Source organism: Psychrobacter sp. Marseille-P5312 (assembly GCF_900291405.1).
In the GTDB taxonomy this organism is placed as follows: domain Bacteria; phylum Pseudomonadota; class Gammaproteobacteria; order Pseudomonadales; family Moraxellaceae; genus Psychrobacter; species Psychrobacter celer.
This window is the reverse complement of record NZ_OLML01000001.1, coordinates 2838230-2861631: the sequence shown is the minus strand read 5'-3', so window position 1 is coordinate 2861631 and position 23402 is coordinate 2838230. Positions and strand designations below refer to the sequence as shown.

The 23402-nt window shown below is 47.0% G+C and carries 22 protein-coding genes; 9 read left to right on the top strand and 13 right to left on the bottom strand.

Annotated elements, in window-relative coordinates:
- Positions 1 to 4: 4 nt before the first annotated feature.
- On the top strand, positions 5 to 808 hold the full coding sequence (locus C6W44_RS12275; protein ID WP_264755626.1) for a HesA/MoeB/ThiF family protein: 804 nt from the start codon (positions 5 to 7) through the stop codon (positions 806 to 808).
- Between the two features lie 31 nt (positions 809 to 839).
- Positions 840 to 2159 (top strand): ABC1 kinase family protein, encoded by a 1320-nt coding sequence (locus C6W44_RS12270; RefSeq protein ID WP_105246017.1) that lies wholly within the window; start codon positions 840 to 842, stop codon positions 2157 to 2159.
- 103 nt (positions 2160 to 2262) lie between these two features.
- Here C6W44_RS12270 and C6W44_RS12265 read toward each other — a convergent pair whose 3' ends face one another.
- Entirely contained in the window at positions 2263 to 2751 is a 489-nt protein-coding gene (locus C6W44_RS12265) for an Lrp/AsnC family transcriptional regulator (RefSeq protein ID WP_100749496.1), read from the bottom strand.
- A 218-nt stretch (positions 2752 to 2969) separates the two neighbouring features.
- On the opposite strand from C6W44_RS12265, the gene leuA reads away from it, so the two are divergent.
- Positions 2970 to 4754, top strand: a complete 1785-nt coding sequence (leuA, locus tag C6W44_RS12260; RefSeq protein ID WP_105246015.1) for a 2-isopropylmalate synthase — start codon at positions 2970 to 2972, stop codon at positions 4752 to 4754.
- A 214-nt stretch (positions 4755 to 4968) separates the two neighbouring features.
- Complete coding sequence (locus C6W44_RS12255; RefSeq protein ID WP_105246013.1) at positions 4969 to 5592, top strand: hypothetical protein; 624 nt, start codon at positions 4969 to 4971, stop codon at positions 5590 to 5592.
- 207 nt (positions 5593 to 5799) lie between these two features.
- Here the strand turns inward: C6W44_RS12255 and accC are convergent, their stop codons facing one another.
- The 7 genes from accC to C6W44_RS12220 form a co-directional block, all read right to left on the bottom strand.
- Positions 5800 to 7161: an acetyl-CoA carboxylase biotin carboxylase subunit gene (accC, locus tag C6W44_RS12250; RefSeq protein WP_105246011.1), complete on the bottom strand. Its 1362-nt coding sequence runs from the start codon at positions 7159 to 7161 to the stop codon at positions 5800 to 5802.
- 179 nt (positions 7162 to 7340) lie between these two features.
- A complete protein-coding gene (gene accB, locus C6W44_RS12245) occupies positions 7341 to 7769 on the bottom strand; it encodes an acetyl-CoA carboxylase biotin carboxyl carrier protein (protein WP_075102426.1) in 429 nt (142 codons plus the stop codon).
- Between the two features lie 419 nt (positions 7770 to 8188).
- Positions 8189 to 9343, bottom strand: coding sequence for an RNA-guided endonuclease InsQ/TnpB family protein (locus tag C6W44_RS12240; RefSeq protein ID WP_100749529.1), 1155 nt, complete (start codon positions 9341 to 9343; stop codon positions 8189 to 8191).
- Positions 9340 to 9951, bottom strand: a complete 612-nt coding sequence (locus tag C6W44_RS12235) for an IS607 family transposase (RefSeq protein WP_105243882.1) — start codon at positions 9949 to 9951, stop codon at positions 9340 to 9342. The genes C6W44_RS12240 and C6W44_RS12235 overlap by 4 nt, the downstream gene beginning before the upstream one ends.
- Positions 9952 to 10019: 68 nt before the next feature.
- On the bottom strand, positions 10020 to 11402 hold the full coding sequence (locus C6W44_RS12230) for an MATE family efflux transporter (protein WP_105246699.1): 1383 nt from the start codon (positions 11400 to 11402) through the stop codon (positions 10020 to 10022).
- A gap of 682 nt (positions 11403 to 12084) precedes the next feature.
- On the bottom strand, positions 12085 to 13125 hold the full coding sequence (locus C6W44_RS12225; protein WP_105246009.1) for a hypothetical protein: 1041 nt from the start codon (positions 13123 to 13125) through the stop codon (positions 12085 to 12087).
- A gap of 156 nt (positions 13126 to 13281) precedes the next feature.
- Positions 13282 to 13761, bottom strand: coding sequence for an EVE domain-containing protein (locus C6W44_RS12220; protein WP_105246007.1), 480 nt, complete (start codon positions 13759 to 13761; stop codon positions 13282 to 13284).
- A gap of 308 nt (positions 13762 to 14069) precedes the next feature.
- Between C6W44_RS12220 and hemW the strand changes: the two genes are divergently transcribed.
- Positions 14070 to 15320, top strand: coding sequence for a radical SAM family heme chaperone HemW (hemW, locus tag C6W44_RS12215; protein WP_199774530.1), 1251 nt, complete (start codon positions 14070 to 14072; stop codon positions 15318 to 15320).
- 148 nt (positions 15321 to 15468) lie between these two features.
- Here the strand turns inward: hemW and C6W44_RS12210 are convergent, their stop codons facing one another.
- On the bottom strand, positions 15469 to 15609 hold the full coding sequence (locus C6W44_RS12210; protein ID WP_105246003.1) for an entericidin A/B family lipoprotein: 141 nt from the start codon (positions 15607 to 15609) through the stop codon (positions 15469 to 15471).
- 402 nt (positions 15610 to 16011) lie between these two features.
- On the opposite strand from C6W44_RS12210, the gene C6W44_RS12205 reads away from it, so the two are divergent.
- The gene (locus C6W44_RS12205) at positions 16012 to 16563 is read left to right on the top strand and encodes a tRNA (cytidine(34)-2'-O)-methyltransferase (RefSeq protein WP_105246001.1); all 552 of its coding nucleotides are present in this window, start codon (positions 16012 to 16014) and stop codon (positions 16561 to 16563) included.
- A 32-nt stretch (positions 16564 to 16595) separates the two neighbouring features.
- Here C6W44_RS12205 and C6W44_RS12200 read toward each other — a convergent pair whose 3' ends face one another.
- From C6W44_RS12200 to tusD, 4 genes are all read right to left on the bottom strand, one after another.
- Positions 16596 to 16940 carry a TusE/DsrC/DsvC family sulfur relay protein gene (locus C6W44_RS12200; RefSeq protein ID WP_105245999.1) on the bottom strand — a complete coding sequence of 115 codons (345 nt, stop codon included), beginning with the start codon at positions 16938 to 16940 and terminating at the stop codon, positions 16596 to 16598.
- Positions 16937 to 17281, bottom strand: coding sequence for a hypothetical protein (locus tag C6W44_RS12195; RefSeq protein ID WP_105245997.1), 345 nt, complete (start codon positions 17279 to 17281; stop codon positions 16937 to 16939). Before C6W44_RS12195 ends, C6W44_RS12200 begins: the two co-directional genes overlap by 4 nt.
- 135 nt (positions 17282 to 17416) lie before the next feature.
- Entirely contained in the window at positions 17417 to 17740 is a 324-nt protein-coding gene (locus C6W44_RS12190) for a hypothetical protein (protein WP_105245995.1), read from the bottom strand.
- Between the two features lie 59 nt (positions 17741 to 17799).
- Positions 17800 to 18207 carry a sulfurtransferase complex subunit TusD gene (gene tusD, locus C6W44_RS12185; RefSeq protein ID WP_105245992.1) on the bottom strand — a complete coding sequence of 136 codons (408 nt, stop codon included), beginning with the start codon at positions 18205 to 18207 and terminating at the stop codon, positions 17800 to 17802.
- Between the two features lie 225 nt (positions 18208 to 18432).
- Between tusD and glnE the strand changes: the two genes are divergently transcribed.
- The 3 genes from glnE to C6W44_RS12170 all read left to right on the top strand — a co-directional run bounded on the left by glnE (position 18433) and on the right by C6W44_RS12170 (position 23369).
- Positions 18433 to 21303: a bifunctional [glutamate--ammonia ligase]-adenylyl-L-tyrosine phosphorylase/[glutamate--ammonia-ligase] adenylyltransferase gene (gene glnE, locus C6W44_RS12180; protein WP_227526438.1), complete on the top strand. Its 2871-nt coding sequence runs from the start codon at positions 18433 to 18435 to the stop codon at positions 21301 to 21303.
- A gap of 193 nt (positions 21304 to 21496) precedes the next feature.
- A complete protein-coding gene (locus tag C6W44_RS12175) occupies positions 21497 to 22426 on the top strand; it encodes a branched-chain amino acid transaminase (protein WP_105245990.1) in 930 nt (309 codons plus the stop codon).
- A gap of 106 nt (positions 22427 to 22532) precedes the next feature.
- Positions 22533 to 23369, top strand: coding sequence for a glycosyl transferase (locus C6W44_RS12170; protein WP_105245988.1), 837 nt, complete (start codon positions 22533 to 22535; stop codon positions 23367 to 23369).
- Positions 23370 to 23402 lie beyond the last annotated feature (33 nt).

Here is a 23402-nt window from a genome sequence, read left to right as displayed (position 1 = left end):
TGTGATGAAAGGTATGACGCAGGCGACAGAGACACAGCCGCTATCAGATAGCGAACTGATGCGTTATGCGCGGCAGATACTGCTAGAGGGCTGGGATGTCGATGCTCAGTTACGTTTAAAATCAGCGCGCGTCGTTATGATAGGAGCCGGTGGCCTTGGGTGTCCGGCTTCTGAAACGCTGGTACGGGCGGGGCTTGGACAAATCCATTTGATTGATGATGATGTGATTGAGGCCAGCAATCTGCAGCGGCAGACGCTGTTTTTACCTAGTGACATCGGCAAAGCCAAAGCTCTGACAGCCGCGCAGATGTTAGAAAAAATCAATCCGTTGATAAAGGCGCGTGGGTCAGTGGCAAGGCTGAGCGAAGACAATGCCTATGAGCTACTGGGCATGGCATCTGGTAAGCCTGATTTATTATTGGACTGTACGGACAATTTTGCTACCCGCGATATGATTAATCGTATCAGTGTGCGCTATCAGCTTCCGTTATTGTCTGCCTCAGCGATCGCTATGCAAGGGCAGCTGGCCTTGTATGAGCCGCATCGGCAGACAGGCTGCTATCATTGTGTCTTTGGCTCGGTGCTCATCGATGCAGAGGCAGATGAGCGAAACTGTGCCAACTCGGGTGTGCTGGCAAGTACGACCGCGATTATGGGTAACCTACAAGCTAATGCGGCGCTGCAATATCTAGGATTAACCAAAAATCCACTGACAAATAAGCTACTGATATGGGATGGTAGCCAGATGCAGCAGCGGCTGATGGGCTATCGTCCAGACCCAGCGTGCCCTGTCTGCGCCCATGCCTAAACTCAATCGATCGTGGTATAAGTTATTTTTTATGAAAATTCATCGTCCGCATTTATTAAAACACACTTTCAATGTCGTCAATCGGGTTCGTCAAACTGCAAGTGTGGCAGGTCTCTCGGCGCTCAGAGTCGCCAAAGGTGAAAAGCCAGACGCGAGGCTGTTAAAAGAAACCTTTGAGCAGCTTGGTACTACCTATATCAAGATAGGCCAGTTTATCGCCAGCACGCCGTCGTTGTTTCCGCGTGAGTATGTCAAGGCGTTTCAGAGCTGCTTGGATCAAACCACGCCATTGTCGTACACCTATATCGAGCAGGTATTAAATGAAGAGCTGGCAACGGATGGCATGACGCTTGAGGATAAGTTTGCGCATATCGACCCGACACCGCTGGCGTCGGCGTCTATCGCTCAAGTGCATGCTGCGCGACTACATAATGGTGATGAGGTGGTGCTCAAGGTACAAAAACCTGGTGTCGAGACCATCATGCAGACGGATTTGGGCGTATTGTATGGAGTTACCAAGCTGCTTGAGCTGCTGATGCCATCGATGAAGTTTGCCAGTATCGCACCGATCATCGATGAGATTCGGTTGCGTATGCTGGCCGAGACGGATTTTATCGCTGAAGCGCAAAACATTCGAGATTTTCAGCAGTTTTTAGCGGTATCTGGCAATACTCGCGTGGTCGCGCCCAAAGTATATGAGGCGCTGACCACCAAGCGCGTGTTGACCATGAGCCGATTGTATGGGGTGTCAATGGTCGATGAAGTGCTGATGCGTCAGTACTGTGCCGACCCTGCACAGGTGATGGCGGATACCTTAAACACCTGGTTTGCCAGTTTGATGCTGTGTAATAGTTTCCATGCAGATTTGCATGCGGGTAATTTGATGCTGCTGACCGATGGACGCATTGGCTTTTTAGACTTTGGAATCGTGGGTAGGCTCAAAGCTGAGAGCTGGCGCGCTTGTATGGGAATGATGCAGGCCATGCAAGACAGTGACTATCAAGCGATGGCACGTCATATGGTCGATATGGAAATGACGCACGAGAGCCATCAGGTGGATGTCGCCGCACTGGGCGATGACTTGCAGCGCATGATGCAGACCATCATGGCAGAGGACAAAGCTTTTACCAGCGGTGTGCCATTTAATAGTAAAGAGCAAGCTGACGAGCTCAACCAGATGATGCTAGAGATCGTGGAAGTTGGCAAACGTCATGGTATTCACTTCCCGCGGGACTTTGCCTTATTGACCAAGCAGATGCTGTATTTTGATCGTTTTATGCGTACGCTTGCGCCCGATATGGACATGTTTAGCGATCAGCGGGTACAGATGCTGGGCCAGACGGTGAACTAAAATCACAAATGATTGTATCTGTTGTCTCTATTGCACCTATTATACCTAGGGCGTGTCCTTGGTTAGAGCCAAGTCGCCAGCGCGCCACGCCCTAATATAGCCGTCAAACCACATTGCGGCTAAACACTTCTCGCAGCTCAAAGCTTGTATGTACTTGGGCGACACCCTCGATACGATTGAGGCGATGCAATAAAAACTCCTCATAATGCGCCATATCGCGTACCCGCACCTTAATCAGATAGTCCTCTGTGCGACCGGTGACGATACTACAGCTCACCACTTCATCAAAGCTTTGAATTTTTGACTCAAATATCTCAAAACGCTCGGCAGTATGACGATCCATGCTGATGGCGATAAAGACGGCAAGCGGGTAGCCGAGCTTTTGCGCGTCTGTTTGTGTGTGGTAGCCGGTGATGATGCCAGTGTCTTCTAAGCGCTTGATGCGGCGCGCGCATGGCGTCGCCGAGAGATTGACCTGCTCTGCCAGCTCCGTGATACTCATGCGCGCTTGCGTCTGCAGCAAGCGTAATAGCGCTCTGTCGGTCTCGTCAATCTCTACAGAAAACCCTTTATCAATATAGCTGTTTGACATAAATATCCATCTTATTAGTGAAATGTACTAATTATATTGATAAATGCAGAGTTTTTCACCAAAATAGCACCAAATAAGACAAAAGAAAGCTGATTTTCGGCTGACAAACTTTGATATTATGATGGCATAAAAAGTCGTTATCTCGTATGATAAACATAAATCCAATCATCAACCATCCTGTAAAACCCGTAACCCTTGATATCATCTAAGGATTGATTATGTCTGACCAAGCCACACGCACGGCGACAAGTACAGCTGCCAAAATCACCCCAAAAAATACTGCTTTTGATTATAAAAAGTATCGTCCATTTGCGTTTGCTCCTGCGCTGCCAGATCGCACATGGCCGAGCAAAACAATCGACAAAGCACCAATCTGGGCAAGCGTGGATCTGCGTGATGGTAACCAAGCACTGATTGATCCGATGACCATCGAGCAAAAAATGCGCTTTTTTAAGACTTTGGTTGCCGTCGGTTTTAAAGAGATCGAAATCGGCTTTCCATCGGCTGCGCAGGTTGAGTTTGATTTTGCCCGCAAACTTATCGAAGAAAACCATGTGCCTGATGATGTCACCTTACAAGTATTGGTACAGGCGCGTGAGCATTTGATCGCTCGTACCTTTGAGTCGTTGAAGGGCGCTAAGCGGGCGATTGTCCACGTTTATAACTCAACGAGCCGTGTCCAACGCGAAAAAGTCTATGGTAAAGACAAAGCCGAGATCAAAGAGATAGCAATCGCTGGGGCCAATCTGTTGGTAGATTATGCAGCCAAATATCCTGAAACCGAATGGGTCTTTCAGTATTCTCCTGAGAGCTTTAGCCAGACAGAGACTGAATATGCGGTGGAAGTCTGCGATGCTGTCTGTGAAGTATGGCAACCCCAAAATGGGCAGGAAGTGATTTTAAACTTACCCGCCACGGTTGAGGCCTCTATGCCCAATGTCTTTGCCGATCAGGTTGAGTATTTTTGTCGCCATCTCACCCACAGAGAGTATGTGACGGTCAGTTTGCATACGCACAATGATCGCGGCTGTGCGGTGGCAGCCGCAGAGCTCGGTGTCTTGGCGGGTGCCGATCGTATCGAGGGCACGTTGCTCGGAAATGGCGAGCGCACAGGTAACATGGATGTCATGGTCATGGCCATGAACTTATTTAGCCAAGGTGTCGATCCTGAGCTTGATTTTAGCAACATGAGCGAAATCGTACAGGTGGTGAGCGAGTGTAATAACTTGCCACTGCATCCGCGTCACCCGTATGTCGGTGAGCTGGTGTTTACCGCCTTTAGTGGCTCGCACCAAGACGCCATCAAAAAATCGCTCGATTATAATGAAAGACATCAAGACGAGACGGACGATATTTGGGATGTGGCCTATCTGCCAATTGATCCTGCGCATATTGGTCGTAGCTACCAAGATGTCGTCCGTATCAACAGCCAATCGGGTAAAGGCGGCGTCGCTTATATCTTGCAGCGTAACTACGGCTTTAATTTGCCGCGCTGGATGCAGATTGACTTTAGCGGTGTGGTACAAAAACAAGCCGAACACGTGGCGCGCGAATTGCAAAACGACGAAATCTTGCAAACCTTTGAAGACACCTATCTGCAGAAAGGCAGCTTTGAGCTATTAGACTATAGTGTCAATAATAAAGGCGGCGAGGTCTACTTTAATGGTCAAGTGCAGATGAATGGCGATATTATCGACATCGATGGTACTGGTAATGGGCCGCTGTCGTCCTTTATCAATGGTCTGGCCCAACATACAGGAAAGTCATTGCACATCATCAATTATGCTGAGCATGCAATCAACCCGCAGCATAATAGTGGTCATGGCATCGATGATGATACCAATCGAGATAATAAAACCAACGCCAATGCCGCCGCTTACATTCAGTTAAATGTCGATGGTGAGGTGTACTCTGGTATCGGTACGTGCAGCAGTACGGTATCGGCGATGCTAAAAGGCGCGCTATCGGCCTTTGCTCAGGCAGTCGGTGCGGTCGCTGCCTAAACCTGACAGCGGGTGATATAGCCCTACTATTGGTTATTATAACGTCATAGCGTTTTGCATCATGCAAGCGGCGCTATGGCGTTGTTTTGTGTGAGGCACAGGCAGCACTGGTGGCGTTACGACTAATAGCATAAAGTTACTTGTGTTTTTGGTGTCTAAGACTTACGCTAATGTATATAGCACCTACTATAAAACAATAAATCAAAGGTTAATCATGGAACCTATATCATTTGCTTCATTTACTTTGGCTTCTATTTTGGCCTCGTTGCCTGCCAATGGTGAAGTCGTGACCAAACCGACCATCACGACCCATATCAGTCCTGCTATCGCGGGGCAGTGGGAGATAGAATTGGACAGTAGTATCACGATGACCAAAGACGCGCAAGCGCGGCAAGCGGCCCGAAAAGAGAGATTGGCGTCAGCGAATAGTGAGCCGAAGATTAAGGAGGGTGCCGTAGCAGGCGGGATACTCACACAAAGCGAGGAGCGCATCCTACAGACTGAGCCAAATACCGATCAAAACTTACTCGCCTCAACCGCGAAGTCTAATCAATGCCGTGAGTTGTATAACTTTGGTGCGGATAATGAGATGTGGGCGGTAAGTGGTAAGGAGTGGACGTACGGACGTTACTTGGTGACCCACCGCGAGGAAGGGCTGCCTATTATCGCCCTCAAGACTGTTTATGACAATAACGAAGTAGACTGCTCAGGCAATCAAATTGATCAGACCGATGAGACACTCATTGCGTTTTTGTACCATGATGGCAACCAAATGCAGTGGTGTGCGGATCCTGAGGGTAACGAATGTTTTATGAATTTTCATAGAATCCTGCCGTAAGCTCTCATAAAGGCTGATATGTTTAAATCCCTAAAAACTGATATCGCGCTGCTAGAAGGGGTTTGCGCAGCATCGAGCGGCGTAGACATAGCGGGCCAATAAAACTGATATCAGTAGCCTTGCCTTTATCTGTATATGTCTTATTTGGTCAAAAAAACCGCCAATCGTGGATTGGCGGTTTTTTATTGAGTCATACAGCAGACTAAATTATGAGTCGGCTTTGGCATGGTTGGGCGTCAAAAGCTCTCTTTCTAAGTAGTGAATGTTTTGGGCTTCATGGACAAAATTGTCATCCGCCAAAATCACATCGCGATGCAGCGGTATATTGGTTTTGATGCCTTCAATGACGAGCTCATCAAGCGCATGCAGGGTCTTGGACACCGCTTGTTGGCGCGTTTGACCATGGCAAATCAGCTTGCCAATGAGTGAGTCATAATAGGTCGGTATTTCATAGCCAGGGTAGAGGTGTGAATCAAAACGCACACCTGCACCGCTTGGTGTAAACAGCTGAGAGATGGTGCCTGGACAAGGGACAAAAGTAGCGGCGTCCTCGGCATTGATACGGCACTCAATCGCATGACCTTGTGCTTCGATCTCGCTCTGACGATAAGACAGACCATAACCGGCTGCGATTTTGAGCTGTTCGACGACCACATCGATACCGGTGATCATCTCAGTCACAGGGTGCTCTACTTGCACGCGCGTGTTCATCTCAATAAAGAAAAACTCGTTGTTTTCGAACAAAAACTCAAAGGTGCCCGCGCCGCGATATTTGACCAGCTCGCATGCTCTTACGCAGGCTTTTAAGATAGGCTCGCGCACATCGTCTGGGATATCAGGGGCAGGGGCTTCTTCTAGTACTTTTTGGTGACGGCGCTGTAGTGAGCAATCACGGTCATAGAGGTGAATGGCGTTACCATTACCATCCCCTAATACTTGTATCTCTACGTGGCGCGGGTTTTGTAGATAGCGCTCCATATAGACGGTGTCATCACCGAACCACAGCTCCGCTTCTTGTTTGGCGGCTTGTACTTGTCCAATCAGCTCATCAAAACGCTCGACCACGCGCATGCCGCGACCACCACCACCAGCGGCAGCTTTGATCAAAAGAGGAAAGCCGATATTGCGGGCTTGCTCTTCGGCATTGTGCAAGGTAACTGCGCCCACAGAGCCTGGGACGGTTGGCACGCCTGCTTTTTTCATGGCATTAATCGCCGAGACTTTGTTGCCCATTAGGCGGATATGATCGGCATTGGGACCGACGAAGGTCAGTCCTGCTTCTTCTACTTGTTCGGCAAATTCAGCATTTTCAGATAAAAAACCGTAGCCTGGATGGATGGCGTCAGCACCTGTTATTTCTGCTGCCGTCAAGATCGTATTGATATCGAGGTAGCTTTGGTTGGCATTGGGTTTGCCGATACAGATAGCTTCGTCAACAAAGCGCAGATGCATAAGATTGGCATCTGCGGTGGAGTAGACGCCGACGGTCTCGATACCTAACGCCTTACAGGCTCGGACGATACGTAGGGCGATTTCACCTCTATTGGCAATGAGCAGTTTTTTTATCATGGGGTCATCCTTTTTGACGCGGCAGACATTGATTGAGCCTTGATGGGGAGCTTCGGCATTTGATATTTATATTCGGCATCGGTAGGTAGTGACAGCTTACAACAACGTGAAACGGTATAAGGTGCCAAAATAAAGTGCTAAAGACTCAATCAGTATGAAGTAAAGTGAGGCAAATATCGTTACGCTTTATAGCGTATGACAGGTTGACCAAACTGCACAACTTCAGAGTTATCTACCAAAATCTCGTCAATGACACCGCTTTGGGTGGCCTCAAGAGGGTTCATGATTTTCATCGCTTCGATAATACCAAGCGTGTCGCCCGCTTGTACTTTTTGGCCGACCTTAACAAACGGTGGATCATTGGGGCTTGGGGCAGAATAAAAAACGCCAACCATTGGCGATGTCTCAACGCTACCTGCCTTTGCTGCTGGTTTTGTATCTGCAGCCACTGGTGCTGCGCCAGCAGTAGGAGCGGCCATCATGGTCGGTACAGGGGCATCATAGTGACGAGTGAGACTGATGTGTTCGTCATCAGAGCTGATTTCTAGATTGACCAGTTCACTTTCTTCCATGAGGGCGATGAGGGTGCGTATTTTTTCAATATCCATAGTTTTTATCTTGCCTTGTACTAAATTCGAGAAATAGTGTAACTAAATATTGTTTGATTGCTAATGATACCTAGATTCAGGCCAATGAGCAATCAATGTACAGTTGTTAACTGAGAATTTTTACATATTTTGACGTAATCTAGCTGTTTTAGTAAGAAACCCACTACGATTTATCATTATCGATATGGTTTTTAAGCCAAGCTGCTTGTACATCGTGCTGCGTTCGGTCGCACGTTTGTATGATGGTCCTAACCGCTCCAAAAATCTTACTCAAACCTAGCCAATATTGACTATTAGATAGGTTTGACGTTTTCTTTCTGCTTCATTGTCACGCGCTATTTCTCATTTGAGATTTAGACTGACCACGACTCCACAGACTTTTTTAATTGGCGATGGAACTCACCGTCCAATAAACAGGATTATGCAGCTGTTAAAATAACAGTCGCGTTATTTAAAATATTGATGCTGGCGTTGAGGTCACGGTCATGAGAAACCTGACAGTTAGGGCACAACCACTCACGCATTTTCAATATTAGCTCATCTTTACCAAGGATATGATTGCAGTTTGAACAGGTTTTTGAGCTTGGGTAGAAGGGTCCGACTGATTTCACAACCTTGCCTTGCTCAGTGGCTTTGTAGATAAGCTGTCGCTTAAACTCAAAGAAACCCAAGTCACTGATAGCTCTTGATAGCCGCCTGTTCTTAACCATGCCTTTGACATTCAAATCCTCAATCGCAATCACATCGAACTCATTAACCAGACTTGTTGTGATTTGATGGAGAGAATCTTGCCTAATACACCTGATCTTATAGTGCAAACGAGAGAGCTTGGTTTTCGCTTTTTCTCTGTTTTTACTGCCTTTTTTAGTGCGACTGAGCGCTTTGTTTAGCGTTCTTAGTTTTTTAAGGTTTGCTTGAAGTGGTTTTGGCGCTTTAATTTTAGTGCCGTCTGATAAAACCAGTAAGTCGGTAATACCAAGATCAACACCAACGCTTTTACCTGTCTTTTTAGTAGGAATTACAGCTTTTTGTATTTCAACAGCCACACTAACAAACCACTTACCGCCACGTTTAGAGATGGTGGCTGACATGATCTTGCCGTCAAAACGTAAAGCTTCTTTTAAGCGAACCCAGCCCAAGTTTGGGATACGAATGGATTTACCTTTAATGGCAAATTGGTCGTTGGATAAACTGAATCTATCGTCACGGCCTTTTTTACGAGCGGTTGGGTATTTCGCTAAGCCTTTAAAGAAGTTGTTATAAGCATCACCCAACTGCATGATTGCCGCCTGCGGAGCGCATTTGGTCACTTCCAGCATATAGGGGAATAATTCACGCTTAATGGCGTTCAATTCGCGTCTGAGCTTCGCCTGTGAGGGCTTGTTTAGATTTTTAGTATCAACCTCAACGCCTGCGGCCAAACACGCATCACGGTACGCTTTGTCAAGCGCATACTGCCGCTGCCACTCATGCAAAGCCCAGTTGTAGGCTTTTCTCGCCACGCCACAAGCACGAGCAAGGTGATTTGCCTGTACGTTGTTTGGCTTGAGTTCGATAATGTGTCCACGGATCATAATGCTTTTTTAACCGCCTCTATTAATTGTTGGTTTTTCTTGCTGCAAGAGCCGTATAGCCTCGCTGAAAATACGGTGATAATCTCCAATACATCTTGGGCTAATTCTTGCTCAAAACTCAACTCTTCACCTTGATTGATTATTACCACTTCAACGTCACGAGCCTCACACAACATGAAAACCAGTTCTGCACCAAATCGTAAAAGCCTGTCTTTATGGGTAATTACCAGCCGTTCAACTTTATTGCTCAGTATGTCATCAAGCAGGTTTTTTAAGCCTTTCTTTTTATAATCCATTCCACTACCAAGATCGGTAATCGTCTCAAAAGTCCAGCCTTGCCTGGCACAATAAAGTTCCAAAACTTGAGACTGGAGAAGTAAGTCGTCTTTTTGATCACGACTCGACACACGAGCATAAGCAATGGTTTTTCGGTCTAATTTAGGTGGTGTATTCAAGGAATGCGGTCTGATTTCACTTAAATCATATCGCCTATGCCCGTTTTCGGTTCGCTTGGCGACTAACGTACCATCCTCATCCCAACGTCTTAATGTGGATTGAGCAACCCCGAAATGTTTGGCAGCCTCCCCAATACTAACCAGTTTTCCCATAACTTGCTCTCTATATTATAGATATAATCTATCTATTATAGTGATAAATAGGTAGGTTTGTATATGTTTTATTTGACTGTTTGCAACCCCCAAAGCGCCGTTAGACGTCTTTGTTGATAACGCAAACGCAGCGTCAACAAGATAGAGGATAAAAACAGCCCCGTAATCAGTGCCATCCAAAACCCTTGGGCGCCGACATCGGTGAAACGTACCAAATAAATCCCCAGCGGCAATGCCACCACCCAATAACAAAACAACGTCACCCACATCGGTACAGTAGTGTCCTGCATACCGCGCAATATCCCCGCGACATTGACCTGCCAGCCGTCAAACAGCTGATAACCAAGAGCAAATACCAGCAAATGCATAGACTGAGCGATGACCGCAGGGTTGTCGGTAAAGGCTGCTGCCAGCTGTGGTCGAAATAGCCAAACCCCTAGCATACATGTGAGGGCAATGAGTATCGTCCAGGTCAGCCCCGTTGCCTGTACTTGACGCAGTGCCAGCAGGTTTTTTTCGCCAAAACGATTGGATATCATGATGGTCAGTGCCATCGCGACCGATATCGGTATCATAAACAGCTGAGAGGTCACCGCCAGTGCGACTTGATGCGATGCGGTCGCCAGCTCGCCGAGCGGACTGATGACAAGCGCGCCCAAACTAAAGAGGCTCGCCTCAAAAAAGATAGAAATACCAATAGGAATGCCAAGTTTTAGCAGTTTTTTGATTTGCTGACGGTTAGGACTAGCAAAACCATAAAAAAAGCGGGTACTGGCAAATTGTTGCCGTTTGGTAAAGCTGGTATAGGTAGCAAGCAGTAGCACGTTTATCCATAGTACCAAAGCTGTGGCCACACCGCAGCCTGCACCGCCCATCTCAGGCATCCCAAACAAACCATGAATGAAGATATAGTTAAGTGGGATGTCCGCTAACAGACCAATGATGCTGATCATGGTTACCGGCTCAGGCCGACCCAATGCTTCGCAGTAGCTGCGAAGGACAGCATAAACGGCCAGCGCAGGAAACCCAAACGATACACCATGTAGGTACTGTGTCGCTATCGGCTGGATGTTTGCTGGTACGCCCATGATACCAAGAATATTGGGTGCCAAATTCACAATTATGAAGCCAACAATACCGATAACCCCAGCAGTCCACAAAGACTGCTGGGTGATATGAGGTACTTTACTGTGTGCGTTTTGTCCGATGGCCTCACCGATCAGAGGCGTGGTGGCAATCAAGATGCCAGTGGCCAATAAAAACAGCGGCAGCCAGATACCAGAGCCGACAGCCACGGCCGCCAAATCAAGCGCTGAGACCTGACCTGCCATGATTGCATCTACCACACCCAGCGCCGCCTGACAAAACTGGGTAATCAAAATAGGAAGTGCCAGCACGCCCAAGCGTAAGCTGTAGCTTCTAAAATCTCTAAAAGATAATGGGAAAACCATAGTGAGCAACTTTTTATTCTTGACGATAATGATCGTTGAGGCGTAAAACGTGCCATCAACAAATGAATAGGGAAACAGCCACACCATTTTCAAAGCGTTCAATCATAAAAACTAAAGCCAGCAAGTATCGTACGGCGATTGGCGTGTTGCTCTAAAAAGCGTACTGGCAGACTGCCATAAGCTATATATTGCACTCTTTGAAAATGGAATAAGATGATGATGCCGATAATTCATATGAACAAGCGCATATAGACTAGAGCGTGTCTTCAATTCACTCGATAGTTATCTAAATGGGCTAAAAATGGCCAAATTTTGCCAAACATCGTCAAATAGCGGGTTTATATCTCAATATTAACGGCGCTATTTTCCTTGTTTGGCCGCAATTTATCTCATTTTTATCACCATTTTTGAAATAAAGACACGCCCTCAGGATGAAATAAAAGTCTAGACACCAAAATAAAAATAACCCGTCAATTCACTAGGGGAATTGACAGGTCATCATCAGATAAGATGGTAAAGAAGCTGCCCCTCGATGTCAACGTTTTAACGCGTCATATATGACTGTAAAAACACCACCGGAGCGTAGTCGCCCATGAGTCACAAGTTATAGACTATAAGTCATAGGTTATGAGACATAGGCTACAAAGCTTGAGCCAAGACAGAAAGGCTGTGCTGCGCTTATCTATAATGATTCAGGCAAGTCTTGCACCACCGCTTGATAGCCGATCAGATCGTTTGCCGCGTCAAAGGCTTGTACAACGATAGCGTAGTTGGTCGAGCTAGCTGGGATAAGCGGAGAAAAGGTCGTCTCACCAGCGGACAATACCAGATTTTGTACATAGCCGTTCGCGCCAGTCTCTGCTTTGTTGATATCGATTTGGCTGACCAGTATATATTGTGTGTTTCGCGGGTTTTGCCATGTCGCGACTTTTTGACTGCCATTGCCGCTGACATCTACATTCAGCTCACCTAGGCGGTAATCAAGTGGGTAGGTCTTAAAGTTAGAGCGGTCGCTGATGGTATAAGTGACATTGCAGTTTTTCTCGCTACTGGTTAGCGTTTGTCCGCCCAGACCGTCCTGATACTCAAAGCTGCCTTGCCACGGGGTACCCGCTTGTTTTTTCTCAAAGCTACCTGCAAAGGTGGTAAATAGGTTCGGTGTCTCAATGCCCAGGTCATTGACATACTTCACATCCAAAAACGCTAGCGTATCGAGGCTGCCGGTCACTTTGCCTGCGATATAGTTGTCTACTTTGATTGCAGAGTTGATGCCCAGTGTATTGTTTTCTTGACAAGCTTGTTGCTGGTAGCTAAAACTACCGTCGACGCTGCCTACACCGTCTTTGCTGATGTCAAAATAAACAGCGCCGATATCGATATCACTATCATCGCCGTCCTCAATTTCAACGAAGTGTCCGACATACAAGCCGCCGAGGCCGCCCTCTGGGGTGAGCTTGTCTAAGAAGTTGTCTAGCGACTCTTCTGGCAAAAACACGGACTCCAAAATCTCAGCCATGCTTTTTTCGTCATCGCTCAGTTTGTCTTCTACTTTTTTATACTTTTCTTTGACTTTGTCTTCTATGTGATCATATTCGTCTTTTACCTGATCCTCAATACGATCATATTCCTCTTTGACTTTGTCACCATCACTGCCGCAGGCGCTGAGGGCCAGACTAGCCATGCTTAACGTTAATGCTGATAATAATAATTTGGGTGCGCTCATAAATGCGTCCTGATGATGAGTTGGCAGTGACTTAGCCATAAAAAAAGAAGGTATTGCGACATTTGTAATATAGCAGAATTTAAGTAGCAAACGCACAGATAAATGTGCATAGATGCTAGCAGATTTCTTACCCAATCGTTACACAGTCAACCGAGGTCAATCGGACAGTAACATTGATGTTTCGGCCATGTCTAAAATAGCGTACCAGTGTTTGGGCGTCAAAGGAATCACCGTCAGCTGCTCACAGCCTTTTTTGAGTAATAATGAGTCCTCTAGCGCAGGCAGGGGTTTAAGCGCTGATAAAGGCAAAACGTCGGTGAAGGCTTGCTCAAAAGTGACGTCTACCATATACCAGCGCGGCTGATCTTCAGTGGCGATGGGGTCATAGTGACGATGCTCAGGATGGAATTGGCTGGGGTCAGGGTAGCCCGCCTTACTGATGGTCATGATACCAGCAACTCCAGAAGGCTTGGCGCTGGAGTGATAAAAAAACACCTTGTCACCGACTTGCATATCGTCGCGCATAAAGTTGCGTGCACGGTAATTGCGCACGCCATCCCAGTGCTCCGTACCTAGACGCTGTAAATCATCGATGCCAAAAAAGGTAGGGTTGGATTTCATGAGCCAATAGGCCATCGTATTCTCCTTTTGTTATTATTGAGTGGTTGCTTTTGATCATTACGCGCTCAATATATAGTCGCTATACAGTCATTTATGCCAATATCTGCTCCTGTAAATGGCTGTCAGTATGATTTTATCATCCTGCGCTTTTCTTTATACTGTGTAGTCGTTATCCTAGTGCTGCTTTTTGCTCATCATCGCCGCACGTTATTTTTCGCATTGTTGGTTATTCGTTTTTGAATAGCTTTTTTTTAATAGATACCTTTGTTATGTCAAACACCCAAGCAGTTAATTTATCTAATGATAGCCGCGACCATAAGACGATGTCTAATGCAGGTAGGCTGGAGGTGGGCGAGATCCCATTGGCGCTCTACATTCATATTCCGTGGTGCGTAAAAAAATGCCCTTATTGTGATTTTAATTCACACGAGCTGCCAGCGGATACGCAGCTGTCTATGTATGATGAGTATGTCGATGCGCTGTTATTAGATGCTGCAATGCAGCAGCCATTAACCCAAGGTCGAGCGGTCAGTTCGATTTTTATCGGCGGTGGTACACCGTCATTATTACCAATCGCTCACTATCAGCGACTGTTTACAGGGCTAAAAGACATATTTTGTTTTGCTGCTGATATCGAAGTGACGATGGAGGCCAACCCAGGGACGCTCGAGCATGCGCCCTTTGTTCAGTATCTAGACGTGGGTATCAATCGCTTGTCTATCGGTGTGCAAAGCTTTGCCGCTGATAAGCTGACAACGCTTGGGCGTATTCATGATCCTGCGCAGGCGCTGTCCGCGATCCGTGCAGCTCGGCTGGCTGGGTTTGAGCGGGTCAATGTGGATTTGATGCATGGGTTGCCGCAGCAGACTTATCAAGAAGCATTGGCTGATATTCAGATGTCGCATGAAGCGGGGGCGACACATCTGTCTTGGTATCAGCTGACGATTGAGCCAAATACGGTATTTTATCGTAGCCAGCCTATATTGCCAAACGAGGACAATCTGGCCGATATTGAAGAGGCGGGTCAGGCGCTATTGCAGCAGCTTGGCTACACCAATTATGAAGTATCTGCTTGGGCAGGCTCGTGTGATAAGCCATGCCAACACAATGTGAACTATTGGCAGTTTGGTGATTACTTAGCGATTGGCGCGGGTGCTCATGGCAAAGTCACCATTGCAAGTGATGCCCTAGATCATGCAGCATTTGACACAAACAACGGGTTACGTGCGCAGTCTGGTATCTATCGTTTTAGTAAATCGCGCTTGCCAAAAGACTATATGGATTATCACCGTGTCAGTACCGATGATACTAGCTTGAGGGCCCCAAAGATGGTCGGTTGGCAGGCCATTGCGCCTGATGAGCTGATCAGTGAGTTTATGCTCAATGCGCTCAGACTACATGATGGGGTAACATGGCAGTTATTTGAGGCGCGTACAGGAATGAGTTATAAGGACATCGCTGATTCGGTAGAGAGGTTAGTAGCTAAAGGCTTGTTAACTGAGTCGACTGAAAAACTACAAACGACGGCATTAGGTCGGCGCTATCTTAATCAAATATTGCGCGCGTTTTTATAAAATGAGATTTGTAAAATGACAGGTTGCGCAATCTATTAAAGTAAAAAATAGAACGTTACCAATGAGATATAATGTATGAAAAAATACAGAGTCAAAAAAAGGCTTATCAAATCAATGATAAGCCCTTCGAAAATCTAAAAACCAATTATTAGATTTTGTTTTGAACTTCTTGTGCGCCGTCAGTTACAGCGTTGCCTGCGCTTTCAACGTCTTGGCCAAGACCTTTAAAGGTGTTGCAACCAGTTAAAACAAACATAGCAGTCAAAGATGCGATGATTACTTTTTTCATAATAATATCCTCAAGATAAATCGATTGTTATAAGTAATGACAGTAACACTTAGTATGGTACCAAGGCTTACTGTAGGGCTGCTAGATAGCAGAGCGAAATGTAGACACTGTCTTGCTATCCGTTACAGACATCATAGTGAAAGTTAAAAACCATGCACAGTATCAAAATGTAATTATTGGCAGTAAACTGTAACTTATGATTACTTACTGATGTTATCTATAGCCGAATTCAAATAAATCGGATATATGGCGATCAAGCCGCTCAATGCGATCAATAAAACGTTGGTTTTCTTGGGTGCTGTGCCTGCGCTGCTTAAGTCTAAGAAAAACAGCTTTTCATCTTACTGTATCGTTTTTATATCAGACTGACTGTATAAAATTTAGACCACTCACGGAGTTTGTATGACCATTCATATTGTGCTGGTAGCCCCCAAAATGCCCAGTAATACCGGCAATATCATTCGTTTATGTGCCAATACAGGCGCGCAGCTGCATTTGGTTAGGCCATTAGGGTTTGAGCTTGATGATAAAAAACTGCGCCGTGCAGGACTGGATTATCATGAGTACACGCATATGCAGGTTCACGATGATTGGCCAGCTGCCAGACGTGCGCTACAAGCGGCGGATTGTCATACCATTACTGCTCTGACTACCAAGCTGAGCCAGCCTTTTTATGACTATGATTTTGGCAAACGACCGGATAATGAGACTGGCCAGATGCCAAACATCGCGTTGGTCTTTGGCTCAGAGACGGCTGGTCTGGCAGATGATATCCGAGAGGACATTGGCGCGGCTCATTGGCTGCGCTTGCCGATGCTGGCGGACTCGCGCAGTCTTAATTTGTCCAATAGTGTGGCGATATGCTTGTACGAAATTTGGCGTCAGCAGGGGTTTGTAGGCGATGAAGGGCGCAGTATCGGCTATGAGAGCTTGATGGTGTATGATCCAAAATAGTGCTACTGGCCATGGCTGCTATCAAATACAAACTATAAACAGTTCGGCGGTTTGGGCAAGCCTGCCAAGCGATTGACATGGCGCGCCACCAGTCCTGTGTTAAACAGCTGCTGTAGCTTTTGGTTGCTGATGTCGTACTCGGGCAGGGTTTTTTGTAGCCATTTGATCAGTGGACGGGTGGCTGGTGGGTGGTTGAATTTGGCAAAAAACGCGCGTACCTGCAGCAAAACCTGCAAGTGCTCCTCTGCTAGCTGTACCTCTAAGGTATCGGCTAGCTGCTGGGCGATGGCAGGCGTCCAAATGGTGTGGTCACATAGATGGCCGTCTTCATCCAATTCAATAGCGGGCTGTGCGGCATGGGTTGTATTATCGTTCATAGGGCAATGGTCACCACTTTATCAAATTTAGCATGATTGCTATCGATGCTTCCTGTCAGTGCGACCCATTGTTGATCGCTTAGTATTGCACTGAGTTTGGTATCTAGCTGTAATTGCTCAACGGCGCTGGTCGTAAGCTGCGAGATATCATCGCTCAGCGCATACATAGCCGCGATCCCGTCTATGTCTTTGTCAGCCAAATAAGCATTGAGCCAGTCGATAAATGCAGCCGTCGTCCCCAATAACAAGATGCTATCACCGCGCTGCCAAGTGCGAGACATCTCGTCTGTGCAGCGTCTTAGCGTATCCATGCTGCTATGTAATTGATATAAAGTTGCCATGATAATGTCCAAATTATATCCAGCCGCTTGCGTCTATCGATACCTATGCGTTATCGGTAAGCACAAACGCCAAATGGATGGTGGTTTTGATATAGTTGTGTGAGCTTGTACAGATTTTGACAAAGGGTTGAGTCATCAAAAGGTTAAGATTTGCTCGAAGTCTGCTGCAGGTATCACTTCTGGAACCAATATCAGCTGTGAGGCCAGATCAGTAGGCAGCATACCTGTGACCCAGCCGCTAAAGACATCGTCAGGCAGCCACGCCGCTGGCATGTCATAGAGCTCAAGCGATTGTATCATCCCGTGCAAACGTGACTCTGGCTGCATTAGCAAGCCAAAGACAGGCGCATCTAGATACAGCTGCACATCATGGCCAAAGGTCGCCAGCGTTAGTGCCAACGCGCAGCCTTCATAGCTGGCCATTTCGGTCGGCGTATGCAGCTTAATCAATAATTTCATAGAAATCTCCTACTTAAATGTGCTGATGAGTTGGGCTGAGCTTATATCGCTTGAGGTGATCAAAACTGTATCAACCGGCCATCAGCCTGCATCATCATTGCCAGCTCACTTAGACCGACCAAGGTAAATCCTGCGGCCAGATTATCCCCGCTTAGCTGATGGCGGGCGCTGTTATCGGTATCACTAATACCACGACCGAGTGCGGTACTGACGCAGACCGGTAGCGACAGCTGATACTGCTCTGCCAGATTTTGCCATGCTTTGGTCATATCAAGCTGGTCTGCCGATTGCCAGCGCAAGCGATTGGCCGTATGTGCGCCGTCGCCATAAAAAAACACGTTTAAGGTATGACTGCTGTCATCTGCTGGGCGCGCGCTGAGATAGGCACGAGCATAACGTAGGGCTAAATGGGCGAGAGGATGGCTGGGATCAGCCGTCACTAACAGCAAAGGGGTCGTGGTGGTCATAGGAGGTCTTATCTATCATTTGTGCTAAAGTGGTTTATGCTACCATAAAGCGGCCAAAAGCAGATAGGATCACTGTGAATGAATGGGGTTTTCTACCAAGTTTACCAGATATAGTCATATTAGGTGTCGTGATGGGAGCTGGTGACTGCTTCGTAATAAAAAATAATAAACTTATGGGCTAGGTTCACGTAGTCTTATCACTCTATGTAAGGAGTTTCTTTTTCTATGTTACCTGCTATGTCTTCACGCTCGACCCATGGTATAGACTATCAGCCGACCGCAGAGCAGCTGCAGATATTACGCACTGCCAGTGAGTTTGCTTATCAGATTTGGGAGAGTCGGACAGTCTCTTGTCAGACGTTTTTGCGTAGCTATCCGCTGGATCAAACCCTCACACGCCAGCAAATCGATGACTTGATCCAAGACTATACGTTGGATGAAAACTACCAACTCGCTGATGAGGCCAAAGTGATGAGTGGTCTTCGCCATCTGCGCACTTTGCTGATGATGCGCTGGATTTGGCAAGACGCGCTGCACATGATAGCGCTTGAGCAATTGACCGATGAGCTGTCGGAGTTTGCAGACGGCTGTATCTCTTTTGCCAAGAATTATACCTACCAGCATCTGATCAAAAAGTACGGCGAGCCGACTTTTATCAATGCGCAGGGTCAAGTACAAACAGACGACATGGCGATTATGGCCATGGGAAAACTTGGCGCGCATGAGCTGAATTTATCCAGTGATATCGACCTTATCTTTGTCCATCAAGCGCGCGGTGAGACCAATGGCGACAAAACCAAGGGCACACGCAGCATAGACAATAAGCGCTTTATGACAAGGCTTGGTCAAGGCATCATTAAATTGCTTGATAATAATACCGCAGATGGCTTTGTGTTTCGTGTCGATATGCGCCTGCGTCCATGGGGTGATGGCAGCGACTTGGCCATTCATTTGTCTGCGTTACAAAAATACTTTTCATTACACGGGCGTGCGTGGGAGCGTTTTGCTTGGCTCAAGGCTCGTGTGGTCGGTCATATAGAGCCGCCATTTTATGAGCAGATACAAGCGCTCATCAAACCCTTTGTCTTTCGCTATTATGTGGATTATAGTGCGTTTTCGGCGCTCAGAGAGATGAAGTCTTTGATTCAAAACCAAGTGGTTCAGCGCGAGGATTTGGACAATATCAAGCTTGGTGCAGGCGGTATCAGAGATATCGAGTTTATCGTTCAGGCGTTTCAGCTTATCTATGGCGGCAGGCACCCACAGCTACAGATCAAATCCTGCCTGCAAGCGATGCAGGCATTGTACACGCTTGAGTATTTAGAGCGTAGTACCTACGAGCAGCTACAAGCAGCCTATCGGTTTTTGCGCCGACTCGAGCATGGCATTCAGGCAATCAATGACCAGCAGACCCAGCGTCTGCCTCATGATCGGCAGTGGCAGCACAATCTGGCGATTACCCTTGGTTTTGCTAATTGGGAAGGGTTACTAAGTACGCTCAACCATCATCGGCACAATGTCAATGTACCCTTTGAGCGTATGGTCACCGAGCGGCAGATACCCGACCACGAAGATACCGACCTTGAGCCGGAGCAGCTAGATGCGCAAATCGCCCGTTTAAATGAGGTGTTGACAGAAGATAATCGTGAGCTGCTACAAGGCTTTTGGCAGTCAAAAATGGTCGCCAATCTGAGCGATGAAGCTCGTGAGCGTTTGGATGATGCTTATCCGGTCATTGTCCATGCCTTGCTTGCTCATCAAGAGCAGCAGCAACTGGCAAACACCGCACTGCCGCGGCTCATCTCCTTACTCGAGGCGATTTGCCGCCGCTCTATCTATTTGGTGATGATCGCCGAAAACCCCAACGCCACCATTGAGCTGATTCCAATGCTCTCAGCCAGCCCTTGGATTGCCAAAGAGCTGGCGCAGTATCCGGTGCTACTCGATACTTTTTTGCAGCAGCGCTATCGTCACCTGCCAGACAAGCTTGAGCTACATGATATTTTGCGGCAACAGTTATTGCGCGTCGAGCCCAATGACGAAGAAAAGCTACTGAGCGTATTGCGACTGTTCAAAAAAAACCAAGTATTGGCAGTCGCTGCCAGTGATGTATTGGCTGAGCGCCCAATTATGAAGGTGTCAGACTCGTTGACCTATATCGCCGCTGTGGTGCTAGAGGCGGCGCTGGAGCGCGCTTTTGCCGAGATTGTCAAGCGCTATGGTTATCCCATCGGCCAAGATGGTGATCCTGTGACCGAGGCGGACTGCGGCTTTGCCATTATCGGTTATGGCAAACTTGGCGGACTAGAGCTGTCCTATTCGTCAGATTTGGATTTGGTGTTTTTGCACAAGATAAAAGAGCAGGGCATGACCACGGGCGAAAAATCCGTGAGCGGCATGAAGTTTGCGGCGCGCTTGGTACAAAAACTAATGAACTACTTAAATACCCAAACCCGAGACGGCCGCGCTTATGAGATCGACATGCGCCTGCGCCCCTCAGGTAATGCTGGCATGATGGTGGTCTCCTGTCATGCGTTTGAGACTTATCAGATGGACAAAGCATGGTCGTGGGAGCACCAAGCGCTGGTGCGAGCGCGGGCGATATGCGGTGATAAGCGAGTGACGGCGCGCTTTTGTGAGATTCGCCGAGAGGTGCTATCACTACCGCGCACGATAGAGCAGGTGCGCACGGAAGTCACCAGTATGCGTATCAAGATGCAAAAACATCTGGGCACCAGTCAGTGGCAGCAGCAAGCGGGCAAGTTTCATCTGAAACAAGACGCCGGCGGGATCATCGATATTGAGTTTTTGGCACAATTTGCGGTATTGGCCTATTCGCATGATCATCCAAGCCTGACTAAATGGAGCGACAATGTCCGTATATTTGAAGAAATGGCCTTGCTTGGTATCTGGGATCAGCAAGTTTGCCAAGACTTGACCGATGCTTATCTCAGAATACGCGCGGCCACCCATCAGTTGGCACTATCCGAGCAGTCGCTATTGGTCGATGAATCGCTATGGAAGGAGACGCGCGCACTGGTGCAAGATCAGTGGCAGCACTTGATGGGGGTGGATGATGCCGAGGATACGCCTTGAGCATTGAGACAATGTACAAACTACTTATAAAAAATTGATAATTGGTTTTCTTAAACCGATTTTCACAACCAAAATGCATTTTTTACCATAAAATAGATGCGGTGGTGGTATCATATACGGTTGATAATCACTGTTAAACAAAACCTACTTACTTAAAAAAGTTAGACGTCAGCGCTAGCATAAGGACTATAAAATGAATATGGCAACACAAGAAGGTAAGCTTTGGATGAATGGCACGATGATCGAGCAGCCCGATGCCAGCGTCCACGTACTGACCCATAGCCTACATTATGGCATGGCAGTATTTGAAGGGGTTCGCGCTTACCAAACTGCTGACAACCGTACAGCGATTTTTCGCCTAAAAGAGCACACTGAGCGCTTGATGGGCTCAGCGAAGATTTTTCAGATGAATGTGCCTTTTGACGCAGCGGCACTTGAGCAAGCCCAGAAAGACGTGGTCAAACAAAACAACTTGGCAGAGGCGTATATCCGTCCGCTGATTTGGGTTGGGGCAGAAAAACTTGGCCTATCATCACGTGATAACAGTATCAATGCCATGGTCGCAGCATGGCACTGGGGCGCCTATCTTGGTGAAGAAGGCATCAAAAACGGTATCCGTGTCAAAACCTCATCATTTACCCACCACATGACCAATGTGACCATGTGTAAAGCCAAAGCCTCGAGCAACTATCCTGTCTCTATCATGGCCAACCAAGAAGTCACCCGCAATGGCTATGACGAAGCCATCCTAATGGATCCACAAGGTTATGTCTGCCAAGGCGCAGGCGAAAACTTGTTTTTGGTCAAAGACGGTGTGCTACATACGCCAGATCTGGGCGGCGGCGCGCTTGACGGTATCACCCGTCGTACGATCATTCAGTTTGCCGCTGATCTCGGTATCAAAGTTGTTGAGCGCCGTATCACTCGTGATGAGTTCTATCTAGCTGACGAGATCTTTATGACAGGTACCGCTGCTGAGGTCACCCCGATTCGTGAATACGATGACCGTACTATCGGTAATGGTGGCCGTGGTCCGCTGACTGAGAAGCTACAAAGCTTGTACTTCGATGTGGTACATGGTCGCAATGAGCAGTATATGGATTGGTTAAGCTTTATTGACTAATAAAGTCGTTAGTTTAAAGACCAAAAAGGCTGAACATAATTGTTCAGTCTTTTTTTTATGCTAATATAGCCATCATATTTATTCTTAAGATTAAAGTGAGCAATCCATGCCAATAGATTCTAGTACAGCAGATAATAAAAATATCAAACAAATTATTTGTATTAAATGGGGTACAAAGTACGGGGCTGATTACGCCAATAAATTGTATGGCATGGTATCTCGCAATATTACGCCACCGTTTCGTTTCGTCTGTTTTACCGATGATACCACCGATATACGTCCAGAAATCGAATGTCAAGAATTGCCACAATTAGATGTCACCATGCCAACCAACACACTTGGCAAGTGGCCAAAATCACGTTTGTGGGGTGAAAAGCTAGGTGATTTGACAGGTACGGTACTGTTCGTGGATTTGGATGTGATTATAGTAGATAGCCTCGATCCTTTCTTTGAATACGGCGAGCCGGACGATGTTATTTTATCTTATAACCCAAGTAACCCGCTAGAGCGCCTCGGCCAGACTTCTTGCTTCCGCTTTCAGGTAGGGTCGCTTGTCTCACTACAAGAAAAATTCAAAGCTGATCCACAAGGTATCGCGGACAAATATCGTTTTGAGCAGCGCTTTGTGACTCGTAATGCGCCAGGCGGTGTCAAGCTGTTTCCAAAAGCATGGGTTGCGCACTTTAGACGCAAATGTCGTCAACCGTTCCCACTTAACTACATCAAAGAGCCAAAGATTCCTAAAGGTGCTCGAATTGTTATTTTCCCTGGCGACTTATATCCGACACATGCGATCGAAGGTAGATATAATAAAAATGCTGCTAACAATGCCAAAGATCACTTAAAAAGATTATCTGAGCCCAAAAATCTAAAAAGACCGCTACGTCACTTGCGTCATTTTATCTTGCCAGTAGGGTGGGTTGAGAAATATTGGAAAGAATAGGTCCCATTATATATTTGAGTATTATCGCATTGC